The organism is Mesorhizobium sp. P2_D1 (genome assembly GCF_056404455.1).
In genome coordinates this window covers 19217-34443 of sequence record NZ_JBFUDZ010000008.1, presented here as the reverse complement: position 1 = coordinate 34443, position 15227 = coordinate 19217, and the positions used below count along the sequence as shown (strand labels likewise).

The following is a 15227-nucleotide window of genomic DNA, read 5'->3' as shown; positions in this document are numbered from 1 at the left end:
CATTTGTTGCGTTGCTCGATTGACGGGGCGAGTAGCCGAGCCCGGCCGGCCGAGGTTCACTGACTGCCAGCTCCAGATCAGCAACCTTGGATAAGGCAACCGCTGGGGACGAGAAGATCGTGTCTCGGGCTGTCTATCGAGACCCATATGAAATAGGCCGGACCAGACCGCTCCCCTCGGTCTGTCCGGCCTCTGCCTCCGGAAGATCGCCAACCGGAGGGCATCCTGGAAAAGGCTCAGTTGGAAGCAGTCTTGGTCGCTTCGGCAAATAGTTCGGCAAACACGGTTTTGGCTTTGCCGACCTGCTTGACGGCCTGCGCCGCTTCCAGGTTGGCGGGCTTGCCGACCACGATCAGCGCAACCATGCCCATGCCGTAATGTGGGGCACACTTGACGCCGTAGACGCCCTCCTTGGTGAGGGTCACGATTACTTCTTCGCTGGGCTTCCCTTTGAAAGCTTCAGCACCGTCCGGGATCATTCCTTTGATGCTCTCGGCATTGTGGGATTTGTCGGTCGGCACAAATTTGATCGTGTCTCCGGGCACTGCCCGGACAAAGGCGGGCTGGAAGACCATCGAACCTTTCTCGCCCTTGTTCAGCATCTGCACGACGTGTTCTTCGGCATTCGCGGCACCGGCGATGGAGAGCAGGGCGATGGCCGCGGCGATCAGTGGCAGTTTCATTTGGAAATCCTTTTCTTGAGTTCATCACGGCCTTCAACCGTTGCCTTCTTCTAGGCCATCAGGCGGCTTGGCGATTTGCGCTGGCGCAAACTCGTGAGCAAAAACATCGTTGGCGCCCTCGTGTGGCGTGGCGCATGGACGAGAGCCTAAGCATGCGCCCCTTGCCCCGCATCAGTCGCCGTGAGAACACTCTTTGGCAGACCGGCTTGGATGCATTGGCCGCGGTCAAATTCGGGAGGGAAAGAGTTGGCTAGCCTCGATCGCTCGCTGATTGCAGGGCTTTCTGTCTTTGAGGGCGTCGCCGCCACGGATCTCGACCGCATCGTCGGCCAGGCCAGGTCGCTCCGGATCGCCAAGGACCAGCCGGTGTTCGAGCAGGAGCAGGAAGCACATTCCTTTTTCCTGCTGCTCGACGGACATGTGCGCGTCGTGAAATCAACCCCGGACGGTCACGAGGTGACTGTGCGGTACATAAGTCCAGGCGAGTTGATGGGAATCGCCCACGCGCTTGGCCGCACCACCTATCCGGCAAATGCGATCGCTGCCGTCGATTGCGTGGTTCTTGCCTGGGCAAGCCATCTATGGCCGACCTTCGCAGCAAATTTCCCGAGCTTCAGTGCCAACACCTACAAGGCCGTGGGCACCAGGCTGCAGGACGCTCATACGCGCGTCATCGAGATGGCCACAGAACAGGTGGAACAGCGCGTCGCCCATGCGATGCTCAAGCTGGTCAAGCAGGCTGGCAGGAAGACAGAGGAAGGAATTCTGATCGACTTCCCGATCTCTCGTCAGGACATTGCCGAGATGACGGGAACAACGCTCCATACGGTGAGCCGGTTGCTCTCGGCCTGGGAAGACCAGGGATTGGTCAAAAGTGGACGCCAGAGGGTGACCGTAGTCGAACCTCACCGGCTCCTTCTGATCGCGGAAGGCCGCGCCGAGAAAAGTTAGTCAGGGTTGGTGCTTTCGATCGCGGCCCGCAAATCGGAGCCGAGTTGTTCCTCGTTCAGATCGTGCTCGCGTGCCGCGTCGGAAACGGTATGGAACGAAGCAATCGGGCAGCCGACGCAAAGCATGCCGTGCTGGAGCACCACCCGGATGGCCGCCGGCGACAGGTGCATGATTTCGTCCATCGTCGCATCGTCGCTGAATTTGTGTTTCATGCCGCTTGCCCACGCTTGGAAGCGGACATGCTGCATCTGATTTCCGGGATGCTCGTTGCGCTGGGACAAAGAGGAAGCAGCCCGATGCACCCTCATCACCTATGAACGGCGCAGATCGTCGACCGCGTCAGGAACCGCTTCTCCCGTCCGTTGTCCAGCGAGAACATGCCGCCGCGACCAGGCACTACGTCGATAATGAGATCGGTATGCTTCCAGGCCTCGAATTGCGAAGCCCCGATGTAGAAGGGCGCGTCTTCGATGTGGCCGAGCAGCACATCATGGTCGCCGACGATGAAACCGGCACGCGGATAACACATAGGCGAAGAACCGTCGCAGCAGCCGCCGGATTGGTGGAACAGCACCGGTCCATGCTCGGCAACGATCTCCGCGATCAGTTCAAGGGCTGCCGGCGTCGCCGTGACCTTCGCATGCATGGTGTTTTCCGCATTCAGAATGGGGGCGCGGCCCCTCGCGGAGCCGCGCTGTGAGCCAAACAAGGGATCAGAAGAAGCCGAGCTTCTTCGGGCTATAGCTGACCAGCATGTTCTTGGTCTGCTGGTAGTGGTCGAGCATCATCTTATGGGTCTCGCGGCCGATGCCGGACTGCTTGTAGCCGCCGAAGGCGGCATGCGCGGGATAGGCGTGGTAGCAGTTGGTCCAGACGCGGCCGGCCTGGATCGCACGGCCGAAGCGATAGGCGCGGTTGCCGTCACGCGTCCAGACGCCGGCGCCGAGGCCATAGAGCGTATCGTTGGCTATCGCCAGCGCTTCATCGTCGTCCTTGAAGGTCGTGACCGAAACCACCGGTCCGAAAATCTCCTCCTGGAAGATGCGCATCTTGTTGTGGCCCTTGAACACCGTCGGTTTGACGTAATAGCCACCCGCCAGATCGCCGGGCAGGACGTTACGTGACCCGCCGGTCAGCACCTCGGCGCCTTCCTGGCGGCCTATGTCGATATAGGACAGGATTTTTTCCAGCTGCTCGGACGAGGCCTGGGCACCGATCATCGTCGCCGGGTCAAGCGGATCGCCCTGCACGATCGCCTCGACGCGCTTGAGGGCCCGTTCCATGAAGGTGTCGTAGATCGATTCATGGATGAGCGCACGGCTTGGGCAGGTGCAGACTTCGCCCTGGTTCAGCGCGAACATGACGAAGCCTTCGATCGCCTTGTCGAAGAAGTCATCGTCCTCGGCGACAACATCCTTGAAGAAGATGTTGGGCGACTTGCCGCCCAGTTCCAGCGTGACGGGGATCAGGTTCTGGCTGGCATATTGCATGATCAGCCGGCCCGTCGTGGTCTCGCCGGTAAAGGCTATCTTGGCAATGCGCGGCGAGGATGCGAGCGGCTTGCCGGCCTCGAGGCCGAAACCGTTGACGATGTTGAGCACGCCTGGCGGCAGCAGATCGCCGACAAGATCGGCCCAGAGCAGGATGGCCGCCGGTGTCTGCTCGGCAGGCTTCAGCACGACGCAGTTTCCAGCTGCAAGCGCGGGGGCAAGTTTCCAGCACGCCATCAGCAGCGGGAAGTTCCACGGGATGATCTGGCCGACCACGCCGAGCGGCTCGTGGAAATGATAGGCGACGGTATCGTCGTCGATCTGGGAAAGGCTGCCTTCCTGGCCGCGCACGGCGCCGGCGAAATAGCGGAAATGGTCGATGGCGAGCGGCAGGTCGGCGGCGGTCGTTTCACGGATCGGCTTGCCGTTGTCCCAGGTTTCGGCGCATGCGAGGAGATCGAGGTTTTCCTCCATGCGATCGGCGATGCGGTTGAGGATAAGCGAGCGCTCGGCGACGCTGGTGCGCCCCCAGGCGTCCTTGGCGGCGTGCGCGGCGTCCAGCGCTGCCTCGATGTCCTGCGCATCCGAACGCGCCACCTCGCACAGCAGCTGACCGTTCACCGGTGAGTGGTTTTCGAAGTAGCGGCCGGAACGCGGCTCGGCCCATTTGCCGCCGATGAAATTGCCGTAACGCTTGTCGAAGGGCGCCTTGACCGAACGTGAGAATTCTACCTTGTTCATGTGTCTTCCTCCCAGAGCTGACGCCGCGGAATGCGACGCTTGGGAAGGGAGACTTGCGATTTCCGCCGCTATTGTCACCGTGCCGAGGACAGCGGGCGGGCGGCATGTGTCGCAGAATTGCGACAGTCATGCGAGGATTTCGGAAGGTCAGTGAGGCCTGTGCACATCCAGGCGGTTGAGCTTGCGGTGCAGCGTTGCCCGGCTGATACCCAGCGCCTGGGCCGCAGCCGTAATATTTCCGTCTGCTCGCGCCAGCGCCCGCTGTAGCACGCCGCGCTCAGCCTCGGCGAGGACTCCTGGGCCGCTCTCGCCCCAACCAAGCAGATCTGCGGCGGGCATCGGCCTGTCGAGACACTGTTGCGTAATCCCGAGCGCCAGGCGGGCCGATCGGTTCGCGCCGACCACAAGGTCGTCCGCATCAACCGCGATCAGCGCGCCCGAACCTCTGTCGGTCACCGGCGCCAGCAGAATTCGCGCCTTCGGGAATGCCATCCTGAAGTTCTCCGCCTCGATCCGACGCACCGCGTCGACGACGGCCACCGAGATAAGATTGGCGAAGGCTTCAGTCAGATCGGCCCGGCAGGAAGACACGTCAAGCGCGGCCACAAGATCCCCCTGGTGATCGTAGATGGGAGCGGTGGTACAACTGAGCCCCGTGTTGCGCGTATGAAAATGCTGGTCGCGATGGATTGTCAGTGCGCGCTGTTCGACCAGGCAGGTGCCGATCCCATTGGTGCCCTGGCACTGTTCGTTCCAGACGGAGCCGGTCCACAAGCCCCAGGAATGAAACGTCTCGTCATCCACCGGGGCGCCGCGCCGTTCGACCGGCACGCCGTCACGATCGGCGAGAAGCACACAGCACCCGACGCCACCCACGGCAAGATAGAGCCGGTCCAGACTCGATTGGGCAGCACGGATGAGCGGCTCGCTGCGTTGCCGGGCCTCTCCGAATTCCGCCTCTGTAAGATAGCGTGGGGGACTGCAATCGGTCGGATCGAGCCGATGCAAATTGGAAGAYCGTTGCCAGGAGGCAACCAGAGCGGACTTCGCCGCGGCGTCCGAAGCGATCGCGGCCTGAATGCGGTCGGCATGATGACCGGATAGATCCTCGCTCATGCTTATCCTCCCAAACCTCCCTTTCAGGCCCTGGATCAGGTCAACTGCAAGACAGGGCTAAGCTATCATTGCGTCCGCTTTTCCGCTTTCAATCGTCACACTGTCAATTCGTCGGAAGAACTAGAAGCGCAAACCACTCCCCACCATGCTTGGCCGAACCGATGGTCACTCTCGCCCCGAACGTTCGAACAACCTTGTTGAAGCGAACCGCTCAATTGACGTCCTGAGAGCGTACTCAAACCAGATTGGGCATTCATTGATCGAGAGCAAAGTCTCACACGGCACGCCGCCTGGCGACATGGGGATGGATTTTCTCGATGCTCTGGATCACAAGCCGGACTGGCGAAGATTGGGACGTGGAACCGCGTGGAGGAGAAACGGCCTTCAGAAGGGCGTCAGAGCAGAAGCTCTGACGCAAGAAGGCCAAGGTGCCGTATCAGGGGCGATATGGGGTCGGCTCAGCGCCGTTGAAGAAGGTCCAGAAACTCTCATAGACCAGATCAGGCCGGTGCTCGGCTGGATAGTGACCTGTCGGAATGGCCCAGCCCCTGAGGTCCGGCGCCCAGGGCGTCCAAGCTTCAATCGGCGTCAGGTGACGGCCAACATGGCTGTTGCTGCCCCAGATCACCATGACCGGGCACTGGATCGTCTTCTTGCCGAAATCGGAAGTGTCCATGGCGAGGTCGAGCGTCACGGTCGCGCGGTAGTCCTCGCACACKGCGTGGATCTGCTCAGGCGTGGTGCAGCGGGCATACTCCTTGAAGGCTTCCGGCGTGAATATCTCCAGGCCCACGCCTTTCTTGTTGAGCTTGTAGTTGATGTAGTAGTCGAGGTCGGCACAGATCAGCTTCTCGGGGAAGGGCGCCTTCTGCGCCATGAAGAACCAATGATAGCTCTCCAGCCCCCATCCAAGGGTGACGTTGGTCAGGAGATGGTAGGTCGGGATGATATCCAGCGCGCAGAAACGGGTGATCCTGGCGGGCTGATCGAGCACCATCCGAAACCCGACGCGGGCACCACGGTCATGGCCAGCAAGCGCGAACTTTTCAAAACCAAGCGCGCTCATCACATCGAAGGCGTCTTCGCCCATGGCGCGGAAGCTGTAGGCGGCATGGTCCGCACCGCCGTCGGGTTTCGAGCTGTCGCCATAGCCGCGCAGGTCGATGGCGACCACCGTGAAGGATTTTGCCAGGGAAGGCGCGATGCGATGCCAGCTGACATGCGTCAACGGGTTGCCGTGAACAAGCAGCAACGGTGGGCCTGATCCCGCGACGGCGACATTGATCTCGGCGCCCCTGGTCTTGATCCTCCTGTAGGAGAATCCCTCCATCAGGCTTCTATGCTTGCTTTCCAAGGGCGGCATAGAGGATGCGGCGGCGACTTCCGAGGCGTGTTGGCTGTCCATGGTGCTCTCCAGATAAGGTCATCCTTAGCCTCGCCTTCAAATTGAATACTGTCAACAATTTTCAGTTGACTTTTCTTGGATGCGGCGCAACATGGCTTCAAAGCGGTCACGAAGCCAGCCTTGCGCGGCCGATATCGGGTGGCCTCACCACCGTCGAGCCGAAGGGGGCATGTCCATGGAAAATCCAGATAAATCTTCGCGCAAAACCGCTTCACCCCTGCCTCGCCTGGCCTTGCTGCTTGGTGATATGACCGGTATCGGCCCGGAGCTCGTTGCTCGCGTGCTGTCGGACGGCAGGCTCTCCGACGTTGCGCGCATTGTCGTTCTTGGTGACCGGCGTGTCCTGGAGATGGGCGCGCGCGACGCCGGCGTAGCGCTTTCGCTCAAGACCGTCCCGGATGTTGCATCCATCGACTGGGGTGCAGCCGAAATACCTCTTATCGACCTCGGCAACATCGACCCCGCGGCCTTGCCGCGCGGCGTGGTTTCACCGGAGTCGGGCAAGCTGACAGGGGACACCTTGGCCGAGGCGGTGCGGCTGGCGATGAAAGGCGACGTCGATGGCATCACCTTCGCGCCGCTGAACAAGGCAGCGCTTCATGCCGGCGGCTGGAAATTTCCCGACGAGCACAAGATGTTTGCTCATCTGTTGGGACACAAAGGTTATTTCTCCGAGATGAACGTGCTCGACGGCCAATGGATGTCGCGCGTCACCTCGCATGTGTCGCTGCGCACGGCTCTCGATCAGATCACCCATGACAGCATCATCGAGGCGATCGAACTGGTCAACCGCACCATGCAGCGCGCTGGTATGGACAAACCGCGCATCGCCGTTGCGGCCCTCAACCCTCATGCCGGCGAGAACGGGCTGTTTGGCCGTGAGGAAATCGACCTGATCGGACCGGCGGTCAAGGCCGCGGCGGCAACCGGCATCGACTGCAAGGGACCTTTCCCCGCCGACACCATCTACATCAAGGCCTTCGCGGGGGAGTATGACAGCGTCGTCGCCATGTACCACGACCAAGGGCAGATCGCGACCAAGCTGCGCGGCTTCAACCGCGGCGTGACCGTCACGGCCGGCCTGGAGACCGTGTTCACCACGCCGGCGCACGGAACCGCCTTCGACATCGTTGGCAAGGGAAGTGCATCGACAGGTGCACTGGAAAACGCAGTCCGCCTCGCGGCCCAGCTTGCGCGCCGCAAGGACACGCAGCGCGAAGAGGCCGCGGCCTGAGCAATTCCCGTCGATCAGCCTGGAAAGCAAAATGACACAATCCAACAGTTTCCGCATTGCGGTCATCCCAGGCGACGGGATCGGCAAGGAGGTCGTACCCGAAGGTGTGCGCGTTCTGGAAAAAGTCGCGTCGCGCTTCGGCATCGGGCTGTCGTTCGACTGGTTCGATTTCGCCTCTTACGACTACTATGCCCGTCACGGCCGGATGCTGCCGGAAGACTGGAAGGACAAGATCGGATCGCATGACGCGATCTTCTTTGGCGCCGTTGGTTGGCCGGCCGGCGTGCCCGATCACGTGTCGCTGTGGGGGTCGCTTCTCCAGTTCAGGCGCGAGTTCGATCAGTACGTCAATCTGCGGCCGGTGCGCCTGATGCCTGGTGTGCCGAGCCCGCTCGTCGGCCGTGGTCCCGGCGATATCGACTTCTGGGTCGTGCGCGAGAACACCGAAGGCGAGTATTCATCGATCGGCGGCCGTATCTTCCCGGGCACCGAGCGCGAAGTGGTTATGCAGGAAACGGTCATGACGCGCATCGGCGTCGATCGCGTGCTGAAATTCGCATTCGAGCTTGCCGCCAAGGGCAAGCGCAAACACCTCACCTCGGCGACCAAGTCGAACGGCATTTCGATCAGCATGCCCTATTGGGACGAGCGCGTTGAGGAAATGGCGAAGGCCTTCCCCGACGTGCGCTGGGACAAATATCACATCGACATCCTGACGGCTCAGTTCGTGCTTCACCCCGATTGGTTCGATGTGGTCGTCGCATCGAACCTTTTCGGCGACATTCTTTCCGATCTCGGTCCGGCCTGCACGGGAACGATCGGCATCGCGCCGAGCGCCAACATCAATCCGGACCGCAATTTTCCATCTCTGTTCGAACCGGTCCATGGCTCGGCACCGGATATTGCCGGGCAGGGGATCGCAAATCCGGTGGGGCAGATCTGGTCGGCGGCGATGATGCTTGACCACCTCGGACATGCTGAAGCGGCTGCCGGGATCGTATCGGCCATCGAGACCGTTTTGGCCGAGCCTTCGCTGCGCACGCGCGATCTCGGCGGCGCTGCAAACACCGTCGAGTGCGGCAAGGCGATCGTCGCCGCGCTCTGACTTCCAGATCAATTCTCTCAAGGCCGAGGACGACAGGTCGCCTGCATTGGCCAGGCTGGCCGCTGACGTCGGCGAAACCCGCCTTCTAGGTAACCGGGGTTGCGGCGTGGGCGATCGCAGCGGTGTCTTCGAGGCTCTCGATATCCCAGCACAGGCCGCGCAGACGCGCCGTTGCCTTTGCACCCAGAACCGGTTCGGCCAGTCCGCCGAACTTTGCGTTGAGGTCGTCGTCGGTCATCGGCCTCGCCAGGCTGCCGATCGCATGCTCGACATGCCTCTTGAGCACGCGACCGTCCCTGAGCTTGATCGTGACGTGACATTCGTCTTCAGCGACGCTTTGCGACGCCACCGCGCTGACGCGATCGCGCAGCGCAATGACCTGCTTATCGCGCACGTTTGCATCGCTGTATTCTGCCTCGCCGGCGCGGCCTTCGATAATGGCGACCGCTGCCGAATGGTAGACGCTGAATTTGCCTTCGAGGCCGACCTGCGGGGTCTTCTTGCCGGTCAATTCCAACACCAACGGGTCGACTTCCAGCGCAATGCTTTCGATCTCATCGGGCTTCAGCCCGAATTCATTGCGCAATTGCACACAGCCGTCGATGATCGGGTGGATGACGATGCCGCAAGCGAACGGCTTGTAGGTGTTGAGAGCGATCTCGAAACTCTCGCCCAGGCCTTTTGTGATCTCATCGAAATTCCGCTCGGTGGACATGACATGGGCAAAACCGCGCGGCGCCTCAAGCACGCGGTTTGACGAGGTGAAATCGCGTTGCGCCAGCACGGCGGAGAGCAGTCCATTTTGCGCGGCGCGGCCGGGATGGAAGCTTTTGCACATGGTTCCGAACATCTCACGAAAACCCGAAGACTGTGTGCCGGCGATGCCGAGCGCCCAGATCATCTGCTGTTCGTTGAGACCGAGCAGGCGGCCTGCCGCGGCGGCGGCTCCGAAAACGCCGGCGGTTCCGGTGATGTGCCAGCCGATGTCGTAGTGCGCGGGATAGACGGCGTTGCCGATGCGGCATTCGACCTCGACGCCGAGGATGAAGGCGTGCAGGAGATCACGCCCGCTCACCGTCTGCATCTGAGCCAGGCTGAGGATCGCGGAGGCGACCGGTCCGGCCGGATGGATGATGGTCCTCAGATGTGTGTCGTCGAAATCGAAGACATGGCTGGCGATGCCGTTGATGAGCGCGGCGTTCAGGGCGTCCAGCCGTTCGCTGCGGCCGAGGATCGCAGCCTGATCGTTGCCGGCGAACGGTGACACCGCCGACAAGGCAATGTCGACGCTTGGATGTTGCGAGCCGCCCACCGCGCAGCCGGTCCAGTTGAGGAAGGAGCGCACCGCTTCGCGCCGGACGTTTGCCGGGACGCTGTCCGCGGATGCCGACACGACATAGCGCGCCAGAATGGCTGTAACGTCCATCATTTGATCTCCCTGGATCGCCGTCGGGCACCGCCCGGTGCATCGGCGTGCTTGCTGATTGGCGTGCATCACGCCATGAAGGCACCGCCATTGACGTGGACGGTCTGGCCGGTGATGTAGCGAGCCGCCGGTCCGCAGAGATAGCGCACGAGCAGTGCAACTTCCTCGGGTGTTCCACGCCGCCCGACAGGCGGCAGTTTCCCGGCATGATGAGAGGGTTCTCCGCCGGCACGTTGAGTGTCGATCATGCCGGGTGAAACGCAATTGACCGTGATGCCTTCACCGGCAAGGTCATGGGCGAGCGCCCGGGTGAATCCGGCCAGGCCCGCCTTGGCCGCGATGACATGGGCGCGACCGCTGGCGCCGGTATGAGCCGACAGACCGCCAATGTTGATTACCACACCTTGTCCTGATTTCTTGAGATGCGGGAGCGCCGCATGGGCGGTGAGGAACGCACCATCGAGGATGATCGAAAGCACTTCGCGCCATTCGGTGAAACTCAGATCCTCGAACGCGGTTTCGCGTCGCACGGCGGCGCTGTTGACGAGAATGTCTATGCCGCCGAACTGCCGGACAGCCGCGCCGACCAGCGCGTCGACGGCATTCGGGTCGACGACGTCGGCCAGGACGGCCGTAGCCCTGCCTCCGGCGGCGGTGATCTCGTTGACGACAGCTTCGGCTTCGGCACGAGATGTGCGTGCGTTCACGACCACCGCGGCTCCGGCTCGAGCCAGTTCCAGCGCCATCACGCGCCCGATGTTGCGTCCTGCACCGGTCACGATGGCGACGCGCCCCTCAAGTTCCCGCGCGCCGTTCATGCGATGTCCGTGGTTTTGGCGGCACCGCCGGTCGAATGCTCCGTGTCGGCTGCAGCCGGCAGGGTCATGCGGCTCTTGCCGCTCAGCACATGCGCAAACGCTGCATCCATGGCTGCTGTGGCGTCGCCCGCTCCCAGCGCTGCCACGATGCGGCGATGCTCGATATTGGATACGGTCAGGCCGCCGCCTTGCAGCAGCGCGCGCTCGCGAAACAGGTGCAGTTCCTTGACGAGCTCGGAATAGGCTTTGTGCAGCCGGCTGTTCCCGGCAAAGCGCAGGATGGAATCGTGGAATTCCAGATTGAGCGGATAGTAGTTGTCGAGCGAATTCGCGAGAACCGCTTCTTCCATGCGATCGAGTAAACTCTGGAGTTCCGAAATCTGCTCCGGCGTGACCTTGGTCGCCAGCAGCCGCGCCGCCGATGCAAACAGGCCTGCTCGCACGTCGTAGAGTTCGGCCGCCTGTTCCTCGCCAATCCTGCGCATGAACACGCCTCGATTGGGCACGAGCTCGAGCAAGCCTTTTTCGGCGAGCGCGCGGCAGACTTCGCGGATCGGACCCCGGCTCACCGAGAAGCGGATTGCCAGCGAATTCTCGTTCAATCGCTCACCAGGGGCAAATTCTCCCGACAGGATGAGGGTTTCCAACTCACGTCGAAGGACGCTCGTCAGGGAGTGGTTCTGGAGAAATTCAAGCTCGGCCCTCATGGGGTAGTGATCGACTATTTACTGCAAACTGTCAACAGAATACAGTGCCACCGACGCAGCGATCGAGCGCATCCCTGGTTTGAAAGCAGGAAGAAATCGGAGGTTTCATGGATCAAATGGATGTCCCGCTGGCGCCTGACACGTCGCCCCCACCGAGCCTCCTTGATCTCTTCCTGGCGTTCACCAAGCTCGGCATTACCAGCATTGGCGGTGGTGTGAACGGCATGATGCACACGGAATTCGTAGTGAATCGGCGTTGGTTCAGCGACAAGCAGTTTCTGTCAGGGCTGGCGCTTAGCCAGTCCCTTCCTGGTGTCAATGTTGCAAACCTGGCGCTCTGGCTCGGGTTTCAATGTCGCGGTGTCGTCGGAGCCGTGGTGGCACTGGCGGCGGTGGTGCTGCCCCCCGCGGTCGCAATAGTTCTGATAGGAAATATCGTGCTGAAGCTGAGCGCCGATCCCGTGATCGGCGCTATGCTCGTGGGTCTCGCGGTTGCGGCAGCCGGCTTGTCACTGTCAGTCGGCTACCTTGCCATGCGCTATGCCTGTGTCGACGCGGTTTCAATTGCCCTCTTCACGTGCACGCTGATCGGCGCGACTGTCTTTCATTTCTCGGCTCTCGTCGTTGTGGCGGTGCTTGCACCCATCGGCATCGGCGTCGGCTTTGCAAGAAGCCGCCATGAAAGACGATAATCTGCTTGTCAGCCTGTTTCTGGTGTTCGCGCCTCTGTCCTTGATGGCCATCGGCGGGGGGGCCTCCATTCTGGGCGAACTGCAGCACAGCGTTGTCGACAACCAGCATTGGTTGACCAACAAGACCTTCCTCGACATGTTTGCCATCTCCCGCGTTGCGCCCGGACCGGGAACCCTGATCGTCACGCTGATGGGTTGGCATCTTGCCGGATGGGCGGGCGCGATCGTTGCGACGATTGCGATTTTTGCGCCGTCGTCGTTGCTGGTGATCGTGATCGCGCATTTCTGGCACAGCCGCCCCAATGCGGCATGGCAAGGGGCTTTGGTTTATGGCCTGGCCCCGCTCGCCGCCGGGCTGGTGCTGTCAAGCGTGTTCACTCTCTTGAGCAACGCGAAAGGGGGATGGATTGCCTGGTGCGTGGCAATCGTGGTCGCCGTTGCCGCGCGAACAATTCGTTTGGGTCCACTGACGCTGATGGCCGCAGGATCGTTGGTCTTTTGCGGGCTGTTGTGGGCCGCCGGATAGCGCGCCGCAAAGCCATTTCGATTCAACGCAGATGGCAGCGCTTCGCAATTCGTGCAGATAGTCGTCAGTTAATTGTTGACAATTGACAAAATTAGACCGACCTTTAGTAGCAGGCACAAGCGCATCGCGTTTGTGAGGAAATGTTTCGGGAGGACCGATGGCCTTTGTGGAACTCGATAAGCTGACCAAGCGCTACGGCAAGCTGACGGTGGTCAACGCGGTCGATCTCGCTATCGAGAAGGGAAAACTGGTGTGCCTGCTCGGACCTTCGGGCTGCGGCAAGACCACGACCCTGCGCCTGGTTGCCGGCTTCGTTCAACCGTCGGACGGTCAGATCCGCGTCGGCGGCCGTGTTGTGTCGTCGCCCCACGCCAGCGAACCGCCGGAAGCGCGCAACATGTCGATGATCTTCCAGAGTTATGCGCTCTGGCCGCATATGACGGTGTTCGAGAACATCGCTTACGGCTTGCGGCTTCGTCGCATGGGCAAGGCCGATATTCAGGCAAAGACAGGCCGCATCCTCCAGGCCACCAAGCTCGAAAGTCTGGCCGAGCGCTATCCGGGCGAGTTGTCAGGCGGTCAGCAGCAGCGTGTTTCCCTGGCGAGAGCCCTTGTCATCGAGCCGGAGACGTTGCTGCTCGACGAGCCGCTTTCCAATCTCGATGCCAATCTTCGCGAGGAGATGCGGTTTGAGATCCGCCGCCTCCACGACGAGTTCCGCTACACGACCGTCTATGTCACGCACGATCAGACGGAGGCCATGACCGCTGCCGATGTCATCGTGGTGATGAACCAGGGCAATGTCGAGCAGGCCGGCTCGCCCGAAGACATTTACGAGCGGCCGCGTTCGGAGTTCGTTGCACAGTTCATCGGCGGCACCAACATCTTCAAGGGCAAGCGGGTCGGAACGGACACCGTCGATTGCGGCAACGGTCTGCTGCTGCGCTGTGGCAGCGGCGACTATGCCGCCAACGGCCAGACCGCCGTATCCGTGCGGCATCACGATCTGCATCTCACCAACGAGAAACCGAAGGGCGATCCGAGCAACTGGGCCACCGGAAAGGTCGTGCGCCAAGTCTATCTCGGGTCGCATCGCGATTATCTTGTCAATCTATCAGGTGGCGAAACCGTGCGGGCGATCGCGCCTGTCGATGTCGCGGTCCCGGAAAACCAGCAAATTTGGCTTCATTGCCCACCTGATCGTTGCCGGGCGCTCGCACACTAGGGAGAGAGAGAATGTCCAATAAGAAAGTCGCAGCAGGCGCGCTTTTAGCAGCCTTGGCATGGGGTCAATTGGCCTGGGCCGGTCCGCCCGAACCCTACAAAGTTACGGACGACCTGGTTGCCGCGGCAACCAAGGAAGCATCGGTCGTCTACTACACCTCAACCGATGTCCAGGTCGCCGAGAAACTGGGCGCCGCATTCGAGGCGCACTATCCAGGCATCAAGGTCCAGGTGGAAAGGGCCGGTTCGGAGCGCGTCTTTCAGCGCATAGGTCAGGAATATTCGAGCGGCATCCACAACGCCGACATCATCGAAACCTCCGACGCATCCCATTTCCTGACGTTCAAGGAGCAGAACTGGCTGACGCCGGCCGTTCCGGAGGATGTCGCCAAGATGTGGCCGGAAAAGGATCGTGATCCCGATGGCTTCTACGCGGCTTTCCGCGCCACGCTGACGGTGATTGCCTACAGAACAGACCTGGTCAAGGAAGGCGACGCGCCGAAAACCTGGACCGACCTGCTCGATCCCAAATACAAAGGCAAGCTGGTGAAGTCGCATCCCGGCTACAGTGGCAACGTGATGACCGCCACCTACGCACTCAGCCAGCTTCTCGGATGGGACTATTTCGAGAAATTGGGCAAGCAGGGTGTGATGCAGGTTCAGTCCTCGACGGAGCCGCCGAAGGTCCTCGCCCAGGGCGAACGCCCGATCCAGGCGGACGGTAATGAATACAACGTCTTCATCCTCCAGGACAAAGGCGTGCCGATCAAGGCGGTCTATCCGGCGGAGGGAACCTCGATCGCCTACGGCAACGCCGCAATCCTGGCTTATGCTCCCCATCCGAACGCGGCCAAGCTGTTCTATTCCTTCATGTTCTCGCAGGAAGCGCAGCAGTTGAATGACGATTTCGGCGGTTTGCGCTCGGTTCGCCCGGACGTGAAGGAGAAATCCAACCGCACGCCGCTCTCCCAGATCAAGCTTCTCGACTCCGATCCGTCGAACGTTCGGGATGCCGTCGAAGAGATCAAGCAGAAGTACGAAGAGTATTTCGGCACGTAAGCAATGGCTCGGCACCGGCCACGGATCGGTGCCAGAATGAGGATCTTGCG

General features: G+C 61.3%; 16 protein-coding genes. 7 read left to right on the top strand and 9 right to left on the bottom strand.

Features of this window, described 5'->3' with window-relative positions; genetic code table 11:
• Positions 1 to 236: 236 nt before the first annotated feature.
• A complete protein-coding gene (locus AC1D0I_RS08980) occupies positions 237 to 683 on the bottom strand; it encodes a pseudoazurin (protein ID WP_477303475.1) in 447 nt (148 codons plus the stop codon).
• 246 nt (positions 684 to 929) lie between these two features.
• On the opposite strand from AC1D0I_RS08980, the gene AC1D0I_RS08975 reads away from it, so the two are divergent.
• Positions 930 to 1634 carry a Crp/Fnr family transcriptional regulator gene (locus AC1D0I_RS08975; RefSeq protein ID WP_477303477.1) on the top strand — a complete coding sequence of 235 codons (705 nt, stop codon included), beginning with the start codon at positions 930 to 932 and terminating at the stop codon, positions 1632 to 1634.
• Here AC1D0I_RS08975 and AC1D0I_RS08970 read toward each other — a convergent pair.
• The 5 genes from AC1D0I_RS08970 to AC1D0I_RS08950 form a co-directional block, all read right to left on the bottom strand.
• The gene (locus tag AC1D0I_RS08970) at positions 1631 to 1882 is read right to left on the bottom strand and encodes a DUF1858 domain-containing protein (RefSeq protein ID WP_457154871.1); all 252 of its coding nucleotides are present in this window, start codon (positions 1880 to 1882) and stop codon (positions 1631 to 1633) included. The genes AC1D0I_RS08975 and AC1D0I_RS08970 overlap by 4 nt on opposite strands.
• A 59-nt stretch (positions 1883 to 1941) precedes the next feature.
• Entirely contained in the window at positions 1942 to 2280 is a 339-nt protein-coding gene (locus AC1D0I_RS08965) for a DUF779 domain-containing protein (RefSeq protein WP_477394459.1), read from the bottom strand.
• A 67-nt stretch (positions 2281 to 2347) separates the two neighbouring features.
• Entirely contained in the window at positions 2348 to 3865 is a 1518-nt protein-coding gene (gene adh / locus AC1D0I_RS08960) for an aldehyde dehydrogenase (RefSeq protein WP_477303483.1), read from the bottom strand.
• Positions 3866 to 4012: 147 nt separating this feature from the next.
• Positions 4013 to 4981: a helix-turn-helix domain-containing protein gene (locus AC1D0I_RS08955; RefSeq protein ID WP_477394457.1), complete on the bottom strand. Its 969-nt coding sequence runs from the start codon at positions 4979 to 4981 to the stop codon at positions 4013 to 4015.
• 436 nt (positions 4982 to 5417) lie between these two features.
• Positions 5418 to 6386 carry an alpha/beta fold hydrolase gene (locus tag AC1D0I_RS08950; RefSeq protein WP_477394455.1) on the bottom strand — a complete coding sequence of 323 codons (969 nt, stop codon included), beginning with the start codon at positions 6384 to 6386 and terminating at the stop codon, positions 5418 to 5420.
• Positions 6387 to 6561: 175 nt separating this feature from the next.
• Between AC1D0I_RS08950 and AC1D0I_RS08945 the strand changes: the two genes are divergently transcribed.
• Complete coding sequence (locus AC1D0I_RS08945) at positions 6562 to 7620, top strand: PdxA family dehydrogenase (RefSeq protein WP_477394453.1); 1059 nt, start codon at positions 6562 to 6564, stop codon at positions 7618 to 7620.
• A gap of 31 nt (positions 7621 to 7651) precedes the next feature.
• A complete protein-coding gene (locus tag AC1D0I_RS08940; protein WP_477394451.1) occupies positions 7652 to 8725 on the top strand; it encodes a tartrate dehydrogenase in 1074 nt (357 codons plus the stop codon).
• An 85-nt stretch (positions 8726 to 8810) separates the two neighbouring features.
• Here AC1D0I_RS08940 and AC1D0I_RS08935 read toward each other — a convergent pair whose 3' ends face one another.
• The 3 genes from AC1D0I_RS08935 to AC1D0I_RS08925 form a co-directional block, all read right to left on the bottom strand.
• A complete protein-coding gene (locus tag AC1D0I_RS08935) occupies positions 8811 to 10154 on the bottom strand; it encodes an MmgE/PrpD family protein (protein WP_477394449.1) in 1344 nt (447 codons plus the stop codon).
• Positions 10155 to 10219: 65 nt separating this feature from the next.
• Positions 10220 to 10969, bottom strand: coding sequence for a 3-oxoacyl-ACP reductase FabG (gene fabG, locus AC1D0I_RS08930; RefSeq protein WP_477225720.1), 750 nt, complete (start codon positions 10967 to 10969; stop codon positions 10220 to 10222).
• On the bottom strand, positions 10966 to 11676 hold the full coding sequence (locus AC1D0I_RS08925) for an FCD domain-containing protein (RefSeq protein ID WP_477225721.1): 711 nt from the start codon (positions 11674 to 11676) through the stop codon (positions 10966 to 10968). The genes fabG and AC1D0I_RS08925 overlap by 4 nt, the downstream gene beginning before the upstream one ends.
• A 107-nt stretch (positions 11677 to 11783) precedes the next feature.
• On the opposite strand from AC1D0I_RS08925, the gene AC1D0I_RS08920 reads away from it, so the two are divergent.
• The 4 genes from AC1D0I_RS08920 to AC1D0I_RS08905 all read left to right on the top strand — a co-directional run bounded on the left by AC1D0I_RS08920 (position 11784) and on the right by AC1D0I_RS08905 (position 15177).
• Positions 11784 to 12368 carry a chromate transporter gene (locus AC1D0I_RS08920; RefSeq protein WP_477225722.1) on the top strand — a complete coding sequence of 195 codons (585 nt, stop codon included), beginning with the start codon at positions 11784 to 11786 and terminating at the stop codon, positions 12366 to 12368.
• Entirely contained in the window at positions 12355 to 12894 is a 540-nt protein-coding gene (locus AC1D0I_RS08915) for a chromate transporter (RefSeq protein WP_477225723.1), read from the top strand. The genes AC1D0I_RS08920 and AC1D0I_RS08915 overlap by 14 nt, the downstream gene beginning before the upstream one ends.
• Before the next feature lie 157 nt (positions 12895 to 13051).
• Complete coding sequence (locus tag AC1D0I_RS08910; RefSeq protein WP_095080504.1) at positions 13052 to 14119, top strand: ABC transporter ATP-binding protein; 1068 nt, start codon at positions 13052 to 13054, stop codon at positions 14117 to 14119.
• A gap of 11 nt (positions 14120 to 14130) precedes the next feature.
• Positions 14131 to 15177, top strand: a complete 1047-nt coding sequence (locus tag AC1D0I_RS08905; RefSeq protein WP_477225725.1) for an ABC transporter substrate-binding protein — start codon at positions 14131 to 14133, stop codon at positions 15175 to 15177.
• Positions 15178 to 15227 lie beyond the last annotated feature (50 nt).

Coding starts and splice junctions, on each gene's coding strand:
- AC1D0I_RS08980 (WP_477303475.1), bottom strand. CDS start 683: ATGAAACTGCCACTGATCGCCGCGGCCATCGCCCTGCTCTCCATCGCC.
- AC1D0I_RS08970 (WP_457154871.1), bottom strand. CDS start 1,882: ATGCAGCATGTCCGCTTCCAAGCGTGGGCAAGCGGCATGAAACACAAA.
- AC1D0I_RS08965 (WP_477394459.1), bottom strand. CDS start 2,280: ATGCATGCGAAGGTCACGGCGACGCCGGCAGCCCTTGAACTGATCGCG.
- adh (WP_477303483.1), bottom strand. CDS start 3,865: ATGAACAAGGTAGAATTCTCACGTTCGGTCAAGGCGCCCTTCGACAAG.
- AC1D0I_RS08945 (WP_477394453.1), top strand. CDS start 6,562: ATGGAAAATCCAGATAAATCTTCGCGCAAAACCGCTTCACCCCTGCCT.
- AC1D0I_RS08940 (WP_477394451.1), top strand. CDS start 7,652: ATGACACAATCCAACAGTTTCCGCATTGCGGTCATCCCAGGCGACGGG.
- AC1D0I_RS08935 (WP_477394449.1), bottom strand. CDS start 10,154: ATGATGGACGTTACAGCCATTCTGGCGCGCTATGTCGTGTCGGCATCC.
- fabG (WP_477225720.1), bottom strand. CDS start 10,969: ATGAACGGCGCGCGGGAACTTGAGGGGCGCGTCGCCATCGTGACCGGT.
- AC1D0I_RS08925 (WP_477225721.1), bottom strand. CDS start 11,676: ATGAGGGCCGAGCTTGAATTTCTCCAGAACCACTCCCTGACGAGCGTC.
- AC1D0I_RS08920 (WP_477225722.1), top strand. CDS start 11,784: ATGGATCAAATGGATGTCCCGCTGGCGCCTGACACGTCGCCCCCACCG.
- AC1D0I_RS08915 (WP_477225723.1), top strand. CDS start 12,355: ATGAAAGACGATAATCTGCTTGTCAGCCTGTTTCTGGTGTTCGCGCCT.
- AC1D0I_RS08910 (WP_095080504.1), top strand. CDS start 13,052: ATGGCCTTTGTGGAACTCGATAAGCTGACCAAGCGCTACGGCAAGCTG.
- AC1D0I_RS08905 (WP_477225725.1), top strand. CDS start 14,131: ATGTCCAATAAGAAAGTCGCAGCAGGCGCGCTTTTAGCAGCCTTGGCA.